General features: G+C 58.0%; 11 protein-coding genes. 3 read left to right on the top strand and 8 right to left on the bottom strand.

Features of this window, described 5'->3' with window-relative positions:
- Positions 1–75: 75 nt before the first annotated feature.
- Positions 76–972, top strand: coding sequence for a DMT family transporter (locus tag RMR21_RS09705; protein ID WP_498670124.1), 897 nt, complete (start codon positions 76–78; stop codon positions 970–972).
- Between the two features lie 112 nt (positions 973–1,084).
- On the top strand, positions 1,085–2,029 hold the full coding sequence (locus tag RMR21_RS09710) for a bile acid:sodium symporter family protein (RefSeq protein ID WP_498670125.1): 945 nt from the start codon (positions 1,085–1,087) through the stop codon (positions 2,027–2,029).
- A 90-nt stretch (positions 2,030–2,119) separates the two neighbouring features.
- On the opposite strand, the gene ligA is transcribed toward RMR21_RS09710, so the two are convergent.
- On the bottom strand, positions 2,120–4,294 hold the full coding sequence (gene ligA, locus RMR21_RS09715; RefSeq protein ID WP_498667792.1) for an NAD-dependent DNA ligase LigA: 2,175 nt from the start codon (positions 4,292–4,294) through the stop codon (positions 2,120–2,122).
- A gap of 114 nt (positions 4,295–4,408) precedes the next feature.
- Between ligA and RMR21_RS09720 the strand changes: the two genes are divergently transcribed.
- A complete protein-coding gene (locus tag RMR21_RS09720) occupies positions 4,409–5,023 on the top strand; it encodes a LysE family translocator (protein ID WP_498667794.1) in 615 nt (204 codons plus the stop codon).
- Here the strand turns inward: RMR21_RS09720 and recN are convergent.
- The 7 genes from recN to RMR21_RS09755 all read right to left on the bottom strand — a co-directional run bounded on the left by recN (position 5,020) and on the right by RMR21_RS09755 (position 14,047).
- Entirely contained in the window at positions 5,020–6,693 is a 1,674-nt protein-coding gene (recN, locus tag RMR21_RS09725) for a DNA repair protein RecN (RefSeq protein ID WP_498667795.1), read from the bottom strand. The two genes, RMR21_RS09720 and recN, sit on opposite strands and share 4 nt — an antisense overlap.
- Positions 6,694–6,709: 16 nt before the next feature.
- Positions 6,710–7,576, bottom strand: coding sequence for an outer membrane protein assembly factor BamD (locus RMR21_RS09730; RefSeq protein WP_498667796.1), 867 nt, complete (start codon positions 7,574–7,576; stop codon positions 6,710–6,712).
- 234 nt (positions 7,577–7,810) lie between these two features.
- On the bottom strand, positions 7,811–8,770 hold the full coding sequence (lpxC, locus tag RMR21_RS09735; RefSeq protein ID WP_174153510.1) for a UDP-3-O-acyl-N-acetylglucosamine deacetylase: 960 nt from the start codon (positions 8,768–8,770) through the stop codon (positions 7,811–7,813).
- Positions 8,771–9,036: 266 nt separating this feature from the next.
- Positions 9,037–10,785 (bottom strand): cell division protein FtsZ, encoded by a 1,749-nt coding sequence (ftsZ, locus tag RMR21_RS09740; protein WP_498667797.1) that lies wholly within the window; start codon positions 10,783–10,785, stop codon positions 9,037–9,039.
- 90 nt (positions 10,786–10,875) lie between these two features.
- Positions 10,876–12,207 (bottom strand): cell division protein FtsA, encoded by a 1,332-nt coding sequence (gene ftsA, locus RMR21_RS09745; protein ID WP_498667799.1) that lies wholly within the window; start codon positions 12,205–12,207, stop codon positions 10,876–10,878.
- The gene (locus RMR21_RS09750) at positions 12,204–13,133 is read right to left on the bottom strand and encodes a cell division protein FtsQ/DivIB (protein WP_498667802.1); all 930 of its coding nucleotides are present in this window, start codon (positions 13,131–13,133) and stop codon (positions 12,204–12,206) included. The genes ftsA and RMR21_RS09750 overlap by 4 nt, the downstream gene beginning before the upstream one ends.
- A complete protein-coding gene (locus RMR21_RS09755) occupies positions 13,121–14,047 on the bottom strand; it encodes a D-alanine--D-alanine ligase (RefSeq protein WP_498667803.1) in 927 nt (308 codons plus the stop codon). Before RMR21_RS09755 ends, RMR21_RS09750 begins: the two co-directional genes overlap by 13 nt.
- Between the last annotated feature and the right edge of the window lie 310 nt (positions 14,048–14,357).

Below are 14,357 nucleotides of genomic sequence, written 5' to 3' on the forward strand. Positions count from 1 at the left end.
TCCCCATCGCTGGAACTACACGAAAGGCCGAAACTGATAGGGAGAGGGGCATTCGAGGTGGCCGTGCACAAACAGATGAATGCGACCGAATGGGCATTGCTGGTTGCCCTGTCGATCCTGTGGGGTGGATCGTTCTTCTTCGTCGGCATCGCCGTCAAGGAACTGCCGCCGGTGACGATCGTCATGTTGCGCGTCTCGATTGCCGCACTGGCCTTGCTCACCGTCTGCCGCATCATGGGCTACCGCATGCCCAAAGCCCCAGGGGTGCTGCGCGCCTTCTTCGGCATGGGTCTGCTGAACAACATCATTCCCTTCTGCCTCATCGTCTGGGGCCAGACCCATATCGCCAGCGGCGTCGCCTCCATTCTCAACGCCACCACGCCGCTCTTTACCGTCATCGTCGCACATATGCTGACGAGCGACGAAAAGCTGACCATCAACAAGTTGGCAGGCATCGGCATCGGCTTTGCCGGTGTCGCCACCATGATCGGCCCGGCTGTCCTCACAGGTGAAAGCTCCAGCCTCTGGGGGCAAATCGCCATTCTCGGCGCGGCGATTTCCTATGCTTTCGCAGGCATTTTCGGACGCCGCTTCAAGGTCATGGGCGTGCCACCGCTGGTCACCGCGACCGGACAGATTTCCGCGTCCACCATCATGCTCATACCCTTGGCGCTCATCATCGACCAGCCATGGACACTCGCCATGCCAAGCGGCGAAACATGGGCAGCACTCTTCGGCATCGCACTTCTCTCCACGGCGCTCGCCTACCTCATCTTCTTCCGCATCCTCTCGTCAGCCGGTGCCACCAACCTCGCCCTGGTCACCTTCCTCATCCCCGTCAGCGCCGTTTTGCTCGGTTCTCTGGTGCTGGGCGAACAGCTGGAAGCAAAACACCTCATCGGCATGATCATGATTGCTGGTGGTTTGGTGGCGATTGATGGAAGGCTGTTTCGCGGGAAACATGCCCGCTAAGGGTTACGCTGTCCGGATTAGCGTGATGCTGGTCAGATGACGTGCGTCATGACCTTGACAGTCAGGATCGTGCCTTTAGACGTCCGCGTAGACAAGGCGGAGGGAAATGAACGTGAAGACATTGGCGCTGGTATCATCATTTGTTGGCAAGACATTCGCCGCTTGGGTTGTCTTGTTTGCGTTTCTCGGCTTTTTCTTCCCTGACACGTTTAAGCAAATCGGCCCTTGGATCGTTACGCTCTTGTCCATCATAATGTTCGGCATGGGCCTTACTCTGTCGTTGGATGACTTCCGGGAGGTCGTGAAGCGTCCGTTCGACGTGACAATTGGCGTTATAGGACAATTTCTGATCATGCCGCTGCTTGCGGTGCTTTTGACACGACTGATCCCCATGCCACCCGAAGTCGCTGCTGGCGTAATCCTGGTTGGTTGCTGCCCAGGTGGTACGTCATCGAATGTCATGACCTATCTCTCTAAAGGCGACGTCGCGCTTTCTGTTGCCTGTACCTCAGTAACAACCCTTGCCGCTCCCATCATCACTCCATTCCTGGTGTGGATGTTTGCCAGCCAGTATCTGCCAGTGGATGGCTGGGCGATGTTCATGAGCATCATCAAGGTCGTACTCGTGCCACTTGCGCTAGGTGCAGCCCTTCAGAAGCTACTACCAACCTTCGTCAAGGCTGCAGTCCCAGCCTTGCCATTGGTGAGCGTCATCGGCATCGTGCTGATCGTGTCAGCCGTGGTTGGCGGGTCCAAAGCGGCAATCGTCCAGTCCGGGCTGATGATCTTCGCTGTCGTCATCCTCCACAACGGGCTTGGCTATCTGCTAGGATTTTTCGCAGCAAAAGCCTGTGGTTTGTCACTTGCAAAGCGCAAGGCCATCGCCATCGAGGTCGGTATGCAGAATTCCGGACTTGGAGCTGCGCTCGCAACGGCATACTTTTCACCGCTTGCTGCCGTACCAAGCGCCATTTTTAGCGTTTGGCACAATATCTCGGGTGCGCTGCTGGCCAATTGGTTTGCCGGACGCTCAGACGATGTAAAGGCTGATGGTTGAAGCCATAGGTCTGCGCCTGTTCAGCTGAAATGAAGCAGACAGCCTAAACGAAAAGCGAGCCCTGCTGCACCTGAACGCGCGCGAAACGCCCTATCCGCTGATCAGCGCCAGCCACTCATCCTCATCCATGGTCTGCACGCCAAGCTCGCGGGCCTTGTCCAGTTTGGAGCCTGCACCGGGGCCGGCTACCACGTAGTCGGTCTTCTTGGAGACGGAGCCTGCCACCTTGGCACCAAGGCTTTCGGCACGGGCCTTGGCTTCGTCGCGAGTGAATTTTTCGAGTGACCCGGTGAAGACAACGGTCTTGCCTGCCACAGGGCTTCCCTCCGTCGTCGGCTTTTCGGATTCTTTCGGGCGAAGCTCTCTCATCAGCCTGTCGATGACATCGAGATTGCGCGGTTCCTTGTAGAATTCCACGACGGCGCGGGCGACGACTTCGCCGATGCCGTCGATGCTGTTGAGCTCGGTCCACGCATCGCCTGTCAGATCAGCAGCAGCTTTCATGGCCTCTTCGAAATGCACGTAATTGCCATAGGTGCGCGCCAGAAGCTTTCCCGTCGTTTCCCCTACATGGCGAATACCGAGCGCAAAAATAAGCCGGTGAAGATCGATCTCGCGGCGCGCATCGATCGCATCGAAGAGCTTCTTCACGCTGGTTTTGCCGAAGCCATCTATGTTTTCCAGTTTGGTGAGATGCGAGTCTTCCTGCCGCTTTTTCAGCGTGAAGATATCGGGCGCGGTTTTGATCGCCAGCGCCGGGTCTTCGCTATCGAAGAAGAAGTCGATTTGCTTGGTGCCGAGACCTTCGATATCGAAGGCATTGCGCGAAACGAAATGCTTGAGGTGCTCCTTCGCCTGTGCCGAGCAGGCGAAACCGCCCGTGCAGCGGGTGACAGAATCCAGCTTTCCGGTTTTCTCATTGCGCTCGCGCACTGCGTGACTGCCGCAGACGGGGCATTGCTTTGGAAATTCGTAACGCTGCGAACCGGCATCGCGTTTCTCCAGGAGAACATCCAGAACCTGCGGAATGACATCCCCTGCCCGCTGTACGATCACGGTATCGCCCACCCTGATGTCGTGATCCTCGGGGCGAATACGCTCGCCATTGTTGCCGATGCCTTCAATGTAATCGGCATTGTGCAATGTAGCGTTTGTTACGACGACGCCGCCAACTGTAATGGGCGTCAGCCGTGCGACCGGCGTCAGCGCGCCGGTGCGGCCCACCTGTATCTCGATCTTTTCGACTGTCGTGAAAGCCTGTTCCGCCGGAAACTTATGCGCGGTTGCCCAGCGTGGGCTGCGAGACCGGAAGCCAAGGCGCTCCTGCAAATCCAGACGGTCCACCTTGTAGACGACACCATCGATATCGTAGTCCAAATCAGGTCGGGCGATCCCGATTTCCTGATAATGTTCAATCAGTTGCTGCCCGGATGTGAATCGCTTCATGAACGGATTGACCGGAAAGCCCCATTCCCTGAACTTTTCCACGATACCGAACTGCGTATCGGCAAGACGCGTGGGCTGACCGCCATTGGAAACCTCGCCCAAGGCATAGGCGAAGAAGCGCAGCTTGCGTTTTGCCGTCACAGTCGCATCCAGCTGCCGCAGCGAGCCGGACGCCGTGTTGCGCGGGTTGACATAAGTCTGCTTGCCCTCAGCTTCCATCTGCACGTTCAGGGCCAGAAAATCGCTCTTGGACATGTAGACCTCGCCGCGCACCTCCACCACGTCAGGCACGCCCTTGGGAAGGCTGTTCGGTATTTCCGAGATGGTCATGACGTTGGCAGTCACGTTCTCGCCCGTCGTGCCGTCGCCACGCGTCGCCGCCGTTTTCAGCTTGCCGTTCTCGTAACGAATCGACATGGAGAGGCCATCGATTTTCGGCTCTGCGGTAAAGGCAATCGAATCATCAGGCAAATTACCCAGGAAGCGATAGACCGACGCCACAAAATCCTGCACGTCTTCATCGGAAAACGCGTTACCAAGCGACAGCATGGGGCGCGCATGAACGATGGGCGCGAAGGTGGGCAGCGGCGCAAAGCCGACTTTCTTGGATGGGCTGTCGGCCCGCACAAGATCCGGGAATGCAGCCTCGATCGCGTCATTGCGGCGCTTCAGCGCATCATATTCTGCGTCAGAAATCTCCGGTGCATCATTACCGTGATAGAGCGCGTCATGCCGCTCAAGCTCTGCCGCCAGAAAGGCAAGCTCGGCAGAAGCCTCAAGCTCGGACAGTTTTTCGACGGGTGTCTGGTCTTGGGACATTGGGCTCGCCTCATGCAGGAATCGAAGTTGTTTTTAACGCAGCCTGCCCACTTTTCAACGCCCAGCTTTCGCGTAATCTGGTTTCCGGGAGTGAGCAGCAAAGGGGATACAGGCATGGACATGATGACGCTCATAGCATTCGCCGCGACCTTCTTCGTTTTTGCCGCCAGTCCCGGCCCCGATAATATGACCATCGTGGCGCGCACCATCACTCATGGTGCGGCATCCGGCCTTGCATACGGCGCAGGAACCGTTGCTGGCATCCTCATCTTCCTCACACTTGCCGCCTTCGGTCTGTCCATCGTTGCCGCCGAAATGGGAACGTTGATGACGCTTCTTCGATACGCAGGTGCGGCGTATCTGATCTGGATGGGCATCAAACTATGGACGGCAGAATCAATCATGCCAGAACTGCAAACCGTGCGGGCACGCGGCAACCTGCTGTCGATCTTCGCAACCGGCATGGCGCTCAATCTTGGAAATCCAAAAATGCCGCTGTTTTATGTGGCGCTGCTGCCGAACGTTGTCGGAGCATCGCTGACGGTCGATCATCTAGCCGTGTTGGCAGGCGTCATTTTAGCCGTTGAAGCTGTTGTCATCGGCGGCCATGTGGCACTCGCCGTCAGGGCTCGAACCTTGCTGCGCTCTGAGAAGATCGTACGCAGGGTCAACCACACAGCCGGTGGCGTCATGATCGTTTCTGGAGTTGCTGTCGCCGTCAGCCGTTAATCTTGCGCCGCCAGCAGCTTGGCAGCAGCCGCCCTCGCCTCGTCCGTCACGGAAGCACCTGCAAGCATGCGGGCGATTTCTTCGGTGCGGTGTTCGGGCTGCATGGTCGTCACACGGGTGGCAATACGCTCGGTGCCGTCGCCCGATGGTCCCTTGGAGATCAGCAAATGTGTCGCAGCGCGCGCGGCCACCTGCGGTGCATGGGTGACGGAGAGAACCTGTACCGTTTTTGACAGACGTTTCAATCTCTGGCCGATGGCATCTGCCACCGCACCACCGACGCCCGTGTCGATCTCATCGAAGACCAGCGTCGGGGCGGACCCGCGATCCGCCAGTGCCACCTTCAGCGCCAGCAGAAAACGCGAAAGCTCGCCGCCAGACGCCACCTTCATGATAGGGCCCGGACGTGTGCCGGGGTTCGTCTGTACGTGGAACTCCACGACATCGATGCCGTCAGCCGTGCCGGAAGACACCTCGCTGGTGACTTCCACGGTGAAGCGCGCCCGTTCCAGCTTCAACGCTGGCAGCTCGGCCATGACGGCTTCGGAAAGTGCGGACGCCGCATTGTGCCGTTTGTCCGACAATGATTGAGCGGCCCGGTCGAAATCGGTTTTCACGACGGCCAGATGCTTTTCAAGCTGGGCCAGCTTTTCCTCGCCAGCATCCAGATCGGCGAGATCGGCGACCATGCGCTCGGCCAAGGCCGGAAGCTCGGTCACCGGCACGGAGTATTTGCGGGCGGCGGCGCGCAGACCAAACAGGCGCTCCTCGACGCGCTCCAGCTCACGCGGATCGAATTCGGTGCGGCGCAATGCCGATTCGACTTCCATCTGCGCGTTGGAAAGGCTGTCGAGCGCGGCATCCAGCAGCTGCACGGTTTCTTCCAGCAGGCCCGGTGCTTCGTGGCTCTTGCGCTCCAGTCGCCGCATCATAGAGGCGATGACCGGCACAGGCGAAGCATTGCCGTTCAGAAAATCGCTCGCCTCGGCGATATCACCTGCGATGCGCTCAGACTTCTGCATCACGGCACGGCGCTCGGCAAGTTCGTCTTCTTCGCCATCCATCGGCGCCAAAATTTCAAGCTCTTCGACGGATGCGCGCAGATAATCCGCCTCACGCGCTGCAGCCTCCACCTTGGCGCGGTGAACCTTCAGTCCCCGCTCGGCATCTTTCCAGGTGCGGTAAAGCCCCTGTACCGACACGACGTCCTCGCTCAATCCGGCAAAGGCATCCAGAAGCGTGCGGTGCGCATTGGTATCCACCAAGGCGCGGTCGTCGTGCTGCCCGTGGATTTCGACCATGTGCTGGCCAAGCTGGCGCATCAGTTGGACGGAAACAGCCTGATCGTTGACATAGGCTTTGGTGCGCCCATCGGCAGACTGGACACGGCGGAAGATCAGATCACCGTCGTCATCGAGGCCATTGTCCCGCAGCATCAGACGGGCGGGGTGCTCCATGCCCACTTCGAAGGTGGCCGTGACCTGGCCCTTGTCTTCGCCGTGGCGCACAAGACCGCCATCACCGCGCCCGCCAAGGGCGAGCGACAAACTGTCGAGAAGGATGGATTTGCCCGCGCCCGTTTCGCCGGTCAGCACGGAAAGACCGGCCTCGAACCCTAGGTCGAGCCGTTCGATCAGAACGATGTCGCGGATCGATAGCTGGACCAACATGTCTTATGCTCTGTTCTCAGGCACCCACGAGCTTCTTGCCGGCGCGGGAAATCCACGATTCCTTGTTTTCGCGTGGCTCAAGCCCCTGCCCCTTCAACAGCTTGTAGGAATCGTCATACCACTGACTGTCGGGGTAGTTGTTGCCAAGAACGGCAGCGGCCGTCTGCGCCTCGTCCGTCAGGCCCATTGCATAATAGGCTTCGGCGATGCGTGCCAGCGCTTCTTCGATCTGGTTGGTGTTCTGGTATTGCTCGATAACGATACGGAAGCGGGAAACCGCAGCAAGATATTCCTTGCGCTCCAGGTAGTAACGGCCAACCTGCATTTCACGGCCTGCGAGCTGATCCCGCGCAAAACGGATTTTTGCCTGGGCGTCAGGTACATATTCCGATGTCGGATAATCGTTGACGACCTTGCTCATCGCATCGATGGTGCGCTGTGCGGCGCGCTGGTCCTGTGTTACGTCGGCAATCTGCTTGGAATAGGCAAGACCGATCATATACTGAACGTAGGCGGCATCCTTGGCGCGCGGGTACTGCTTGAGGAAGCGCGAACCCGATGCGATAGCCACTTCATTCTTGCTCTGGCGCGTCGCGATGAACGTGTTCATCACCAGGGCCTTCTGGCCCCACTCCGTAAATGGATACTGCTTGTCGATGGCGGAGAACTTGCGACCGGCCTCGGTCATGTTGCCAGCATTCATGTTGGCAAGACCCTGCTTATAGAGCACGTCTGGTGGATCGGTCTCGACACCAAGCTTGGTGATGTCGATGTCGGGATCGGACTGGCAAGCTGTTACCAGCGTTCCGGCGCCGATCAGCATCAGCGAAACGAGCACTCCTCGCACCGTTCCATTCATCGCACCAGACACTACACGCTTCATTCGTCAGTTCCCACTTCCTGCGTCACTACAGAACATCGGCTTTCCAGTGGCGTTTCTAGCCATAAAAGCGTCCGCAGGGCAACGCAATGATGACGCAATAACGCATTTTTATGGCACGAGGTCACGCAACTGGTGATTATCTTTACCGTAAAGCCGTCATTTTATTTTGCTTTTCAAAGTCCAATACAAAAAAGCCGCCCTTACGGACGGCTCTTTGAAAGATGATCTAGGATATTACGCAGACCACGGCGCAAAGACAGGCTGCTGAACGGCGACGAATTCACGCACACGAACAACAGGCTGGCGCACAGCGGGTGCCTCGACAATCTCGTAAGCCGATGGATCGCTCAACAAGGCCTTCAGCGCATTGGCGTTGACCTTGTGGCCACCACGATAGGACCGATAGCAACCGATGAACTGAGCGCCAGCAAGGGCCAGATCGCCAACCGCATCCAGCGTCTTGTGACGGACGAATTCGTCCTTCTCGTAACGCAGGCCTTCCATGTTGATGACGGTGTTGTCATCAGAAATGACGACCGAGTTTTCCAGCGACGAACCCAGCGCGTAACCGGCGGCCCAAAGACGTTCGACGTCGCGCATGAAACCAAAGGTACGGGCACGGGAAAGTTCGTTCTTGAATGTTTCAGGCGTCAGATCACCCTTCCACACCTGACGGCCAATCAATGGCGTATCGAAATCGATCTCGACTTCAAAACGGGTGCCGTCATACGGCCGGAACTCCGCCCATGATGCACCAGCCTCGATGCGCACAGGCTTGGTCACGCGGATGTAAGGACGCTTTACGCCAAGGCTCTTGATGCCGGCTGATTCGATCGCGTCGATGAAAGGTGCAGAGCTACCATCCATGATCGGAATTTCAGGGCCATCGACTTCAACGATCAGATTGTCGATGCCCATGGCGTAAATGCCAGCCATGATGTGCTCGACGGTCGAGACGGACTGCGTGGCCGAGCGGCCGATGACGGTGCAAAGATCGGTGTTGCCAACGTTGGACGAAACGGCCTTGATTTCAACTGTGCTGCCGTTTTCATACTGACGGCTAAAGACGATGCCTGTACCCGCTTCTGCCGGCAGAAACGTAACGGACGCAGGATTACCGGAATGAACGCCAATGCCTTCAAGCTGAACAGAATTGGCGATAGTTGTCTGGAAACCGAGCAGTCCGATGGTCATGCTATTCAAGTCCTTACATGTGAATCTGCCTTTTACACAGACATGATCCAAATTCAACCGAGACAAATAAACGTCGTTTTATGTCCTCGTCTGTCGTCATACTTAAACCCAGTGCCTCGCTATCTCAAATCACTGTTGATTTCGTTTTGTAACAGACTCAACACATTGAAAATGCTCGCGAACCGGCACTATTTCCCATCGCTTTAAAACAACGGTACCCGGGCCTTTCGAGCCCGGGTATCGGTTGGATGCAGAATCACATGGGATCAGTTTGACTGGCGGCGAAGGAACGCCGGTATCTCAAGCTGATCGTCATCGTGCTGGCTGGCAGACGACGGTGTCTGACGGCCATGATCGTCCAGATTGCCACGGCGCGGTGCGTAGAGGCTGGCTTCCTGAGACAGCGGGCGACGCTGCTGAGTGGCCATGCTTGGCGCGTCCATCATGTCGGATGGAACGGCCTCTTCCTCTTCGCGGCGACCGAGCGAATTGGTGATACGCTTCAAAAGACCCATTGGGCCACGCTCTTCCGGAACGGCAGAGGCCGGGTGGGCGCGGTGATCCATCTCGGCTTTGACGACCGGAGGGAAATCCTCGACCTTTGGCATGCGGACCGGCTCAGGCGCACGGGCGACTGGAGCTGGCTCGTGGTAAACTGGAGCCGGCGCCTGCATGCGAGGAGCAGGTGCTGCGACCTGTTCTGGAGCATGGTAGGAAGGCGCAGGTGCGGTGTGCACCGGTGCTGCGGGGCGAGCAGCAACCGGTGCTTCCGCTGGAGCAGCTGCGAACAACTTGCTCTGAGGCCGGAATTCGGCTTCTGCCTGGGCCTGACGAAGCCGCTGTTCAGCAGCCGCCAGGGCCAGTTCCCGTTCCATGTCGGCTTCGCGAATGGTCTGGGCAATAGGATCGACGGTCGTCTTTGGTGCCTGCATGACTGGAGCAGGCTGAACTGCGGCCGGAGCAGAAGCAACGGCCGCGGAAGGACGGATAAGTGGCTTTGCAGCAGCAGCCTGGCGGAGTTCTTCTGCGTTGCGTTCCATCTGGCCAGGAACGCGGTCGATGCCTGTGGCAACAACCGACACACGGATGAGACCTTCCAGAGCTTCGTCGAATGTCGCGCCGAGGATGATGTTCGCGTCCGGATCGACTTCTTCGCGAATACGGGTCGCAGCTTCGTCGACTTCGAACAGGGTCATGTCGCGACCACCGGTGATGGAGATCAGGAGACCCTGCGCGCCCTTCATCGATGTTTCGTCGAGCAGCGGGTTGGCAATCGCCGCTTCCGCAGCCTGCATGGCACGGCCCTGGCCGGAAGCCTCGCCTGTACCCATCATCGCACGGCCCATTTCGCGCATAACCGAGCGAACGTCGGCGAAGTCGAGGTTGATGAGACCTTCCTTCACCATCAGATCGGTAATGCAGGCAACGCCCGAGTAGAGAACCTGGTCTGCCATTGCGAAGGCATCGGCAAAGGTCGTCTTGTCGTTGGCAATACGGAACAGGTTCTGGTTTGGAATGACGATCAGCGTATCGACGGACTTCTGAAGTTCCTCGATGCCCTGTTCGGCCAGACGCATACGGCGACCGCCTTCGAAGTGGAACGGCTTGGTCACGACGCCAACCGTCAGAATGCCCTTGTTGCGGGCAGCCTGCGCGACGACTGGAGCAGCACCGGTACCGGTACCGCCACCCATGCCGGCGGTGACGAAGCACATGTGCGTGCCGTTCAGGTGGTCGATGATTTCATCGATGCACTCTTCGGCAGCAGCGCGGCCAACTTCGGGCTGCGAACCGGCGCCCAGACCTTCGGTCACGTTGACGCCGAGCTGAATGACCCGGTCGGCCTTGGTCATCGTCAGAGCCTGCGCATCCGTGTTGGCAACGACGAAGTCGACGCCCTGGAGGCCAGCGGTGATCATGTTGTTGACAGCGTTACCGCCGCCACCGCCAACGCCGAAAACGGTGATGCGCGGCTTCAGCTCGGTGATATCTGGCTTTTGCAGCTGTATCGTCATTTTAACATTCCTTCTTTCTCTGGCCGCATCGCCCCGCAGGCCAATTCATATCAACTTAACTCAGTCCCCTGCCCGATGGGCAGACAGAGGTCAGAAACTTTCCTTCAGCCATTGCCCTACGCGGGCGATCCGGCCACTACCTGTTCCGAACGGCGAGAACATTCCGTTCTGCGCCGCATGGATTTCGATGTCCGCGATTTGCGGATAAATCATCAGCCCGCAGGCTGTGGAAAAGGCCGGGCCTTTGGCCGCGACCGGCAGGCCGGACACGCCCATGGGGCGGCCGATGCGAACGTTGCGGGCAAGAATGCGCCGCGCCGTTTCCGGCAGGCCGGTCAGCTGACTGGCACCTCCGGTCAGAACCACGCGCTTGCCAACAATCGGGGAGAAACCCGACTTCTGGATGCGGTCGCGGATCAATTCCAATGTCTCTTCGATGCGAGCCCGCACGATACGGCTGACGAGTGCACGCGATACCTGCGAAGGCTGGTCGCGGTCGTCTTCGCCAATCGGTGGCACGGCAATCATGTCGCGGTCGTCGGAACCGTTGGCCAGCGCCGAACCGTGAACCACCTTCAAGCGCTCCGCATCTTCGATACGGGTCGAAAGACCACGCGCCAGATCGGTCGTAACGTGGTGTCCACCAAGACCGATGGCATCGGTGTGAACCAGACGTCCCTCGGCAAACACAGAAATCGTCGTCGTGCCGCCGCCCATGTCGATGGCGGCGCAGCCCAGTTCGACTTCGTCGTCCACCAGAGCTGCAAGGCCGCTGGCGTAAGGGGTAGCAACGATGCCTTCGACCGACAGGTGAGCCCGGTTGATGCACAGTTCGAGGTTCTTCAGAGCAGTGCGTTCGGCGGTCACCACATGCATGTCCACGCCCAGCATGTCACCATACATCGACAGCGGGTCACGGATACCACGCTCACCGTCCAGCGAGTAGCCGGTTGGCAGGGAATGCAGAATGGCGCGGTCCTGGCGCAGAGACTGCTGGCTGGCCGCAATCAGAACCTTGCGAAGATCGCCCGATTCCACTTCCTGACCGCCGAGATCAATGCTGGCGGTGTAGATGTCGCTGGCCAGACGGCCTGCGGAAACGTTGACGATCAGGCTATCGACGGTCAGGCCCGCCATGCGCTCCGCAGCATCCACTGCCAGACGAATGACGCCTTCCAGCGCATCCAGATCGGCAATCACGCCGGATTTTACGCCGCGCGAACGCTGGTGACCGATGCCGATGACGTCGACCTTATGGGTGCGACCTGGCAGCACTTCAGTTTCCTCACGAGGCGTGAGACGACCGATCATGCACACGACCTTGGTCGACCCGATATCGAGCACCGAGACGACATGGCTGCGCTTGGAAGACAAAGGCTTCAAACGCGGGAGACCGAAATGGGAAGAACCGAAAAAGCTCATGTGTTCTTCTCCGCCAACTTGAGCGCCTTGGAGCGAGCTTCGACAGCCTTCACACGACGCTCGGCTGCACCTTCTGTCAATTGCACAGTCGTGCGGTCCGAAAGGCGCAAATCAACGGCGGCCACATCGCGGGAAAGAACCTTGTCTTCCATGTCCATACGCGACAACAGTTGCAGTGCCTTGGGCACGTTTTCTTCAGGCAGCTTGACGACGATGCCGTTGTCCAGATGCAGATCCCAGCGGCGGCCGGCAACGCGGACATAGGCACGAACGCGGTTGCGGATCTCCGGCCAGTCGGCCAATTCGTCGACAAATCCAGCCGCACCGGTTTCAGCATCGCGTCCGACGAACAGCGGCAGACCAGCGTATTTGTTGTCACGCAGCGGCGCGATGACGCTGCCGCTTTTTTCGATCAGCGAAAGCTCCGTGCCATGCTGCCAAATGCCGAAAGCCTCGCGCTCCCTAAGACGCACTTCGATGGTCTTGGGATAAATCTTGCGAACATCCACATCCTCGACCCAAGGCAGTTCCGTCAGCTTCTTGCGCGCAGCGTTCACATCGAGCGCGATCAACGACGTTGCACCATCGAGGCCCAAAAGCTGGAACACTTCGATTTCAGATGTTTGGATATTTCCGGAAACTTTCACGTCCTCGATCGCAAAGCCAGCCGCAGATGTCGTCGCCTGGGTGACAAGGTTCGTGTGTCCACCAAGCGACATTCCGTAAAGACCGATGCACGAAAAGAATGCAGCTGTCGCCAGAGTGCCGGTATGGGCAGGAATGTGCACGCGTCCGGTGACGAGCGAAACGCTGAAACGGAACACCTTTCGCAGCGGGCGCGGCAGAACCATCCGATCGTCGATTGACGCCGAAGCGGACTGCTCGCGCTTTTTAACGGACGTTTTTTTGCCTGTTATCGCGAACACGAAGCATCCTCCACCATCCAGCGGACAAACTCACCAAAGGATTGTCCTGCATATGCTGCCATTTCGGGCACGAGGGAGGTCGGCGTCATGCCCGGCTGAGTGTTTATCTCAAGCCAGATCAACTCGCCTTCTTCTGAGAACCGGTCGTCATAGCGGAAGTCCGAACGGCTTACGCCACGGCAGCCAATCACCTGATGCGCCATCACAGCCAATGATTGGATTTTTTGGTAAATTTTTGGTGAAATTTCCGCAGGAAAGACGTGTTTTGAGCCACCCTTGGCGTATTTCGCGTCGTAATCGTAAAATCCGTGACCCAACGGTATCACTTCGGTAACAGCCATAGCCTCACCGTTCATGACACCGCAGGTGAACTCGCGACCATGGATATAGCGCTCCACCATAACGGCATCGCCGTAACGCCACTCGCTGGAACCCAGGATCTGCGGTGGGTGCGACTGGTCTTCCTTTACCATCACCACGCCGAAGCTCGAGCCTTCGCTCACGGGCTTGACGACGTAAGGCGGCGCAAGCGGGTGTTCGTTGCCGATGTCAAAGCGGTTCAAAACCTTTTCGGCGGCCACAGGAATACCAGCAGCGGCCGCGACCTTCTTGGCTTGAGACTTGTTCATAGCCAGAGACGAGGCAAGAACGCCCGAATGCGTGTAAGGAATTTCGAGATATTCAAGGATACCCTGAATGGTGCCGTCTTCGCCATAGGGACCATGGAGCGCGTTGAACGCGACGTCAGGGCGCAGCGCGGACAGCGTTGCGGCAACATTCCGGTCCACGTCGACGCGTGTAACCTGAAAGCCCTCGCCTTCCAGAGCCGATGCGCAAGCTTCTCCCGACGAGAGGCTGACCGGCCGCTCGGAAGAAAACCCACCCAAAAGAACAGCTACGTGTTTGCCGCTCATGAAAACCTCTGACACCAAAATCACCTGAACGAGATACGCCAACCATCAATCAGTTCGCGATTCTCTCGTCCGCTCCGTTGCCAATCACTAAGCGCCATTAAGGTTAATGAAGTGTTTACTTTCGTTAACCGTAGACACCGATGATGTGATTTTTGTTAAAGAATCACATCAGGCCCGGATTCCTTCCTTGGAATCAGAGAGTTGCAGTCAATGCAAGATTCGGAATTGTAACGGTACGAAATAAAAACGTTGCGTGGACAAGAGACTGCACCCACGAAAGCAAGATCGATTCGTTAAGATTCTTAGCTTT

It is taken from the genome of Agrobacterium sp. rho-8.1, assembly GCF_033957725.1.
Taxonomy (GTDB): Bacteria; Pseudomonadota; Alphaproteobacteria; order Rhizobiales; family Rhizobiaceae; genus Agrobacterium.

Excerpts from the sequence above, each read along its gene's own strand:
- RMR21_RS09705 (WP_498670124.1), top strand. The coding sequence starts at position 76 with ATGAATGCGACCGAATGGGCATTGCTGGTTGCCCTGTCGATCCTGTGG.
- ligA (WP_498667792.1), bottom strand. The coding sequence starts at position 4,294 with ATGTCCCAAGACCAGACACCCGTCGAAAAACTGTCCGAGCTTGAGGCT.
- RMR21_RS09720 (WP_498667794.1), top strand. The coding sequence starts at position 4,409 with ATGGACATGATGACGCTCATAGCATTCGCCGCGACCTTCTTCGTTTTT.
- recN (WP_498667795.1), bottom strand. The coding sequence starts at position 6,693 with ATGTTGGTCCAGCTATCGATCCGCGACATCGTTCTGATCGAACGGCTC.
- RMR21_RS09730 (WP_498667796.1), bottom strand. The coding sequence starts at position 7,576 with ATGAAGCGTGTAGTGTCTGGTGCGATGAATGGAACGGTGCGAGGAGTG.
- lpxC (WP_174153510.1), bottom strand. The coding sequence starts at position 8,770 with ATGACCATCGGACTGCTCGGTTTCCAGACAACTATCGCCAATTCTGTT.
- ftsZ (WP_498667797.1), bottom strand. The coding sequence starts at position 10,785 with ATGACGATACAGCTGCAAAAGCCAGATATCACCGAGCTGAAGCCGCGC.
- ftsA (WP_498667799.1), bottom strand. The coding sequence starts at position 12,207 with ATGAGCTTTTTCGGTTCTTCCCATTTCGGTCTCCCGCGTTTGAAGCCT.
- RMR21_RS09755 (WP_498667803.1), bottom strand. The coding sequence starts at position 14,047 with ATGAGCGGCAAACACGTAGCTGTTCTTTTGGGTGGGTTTTCTTCCGAG.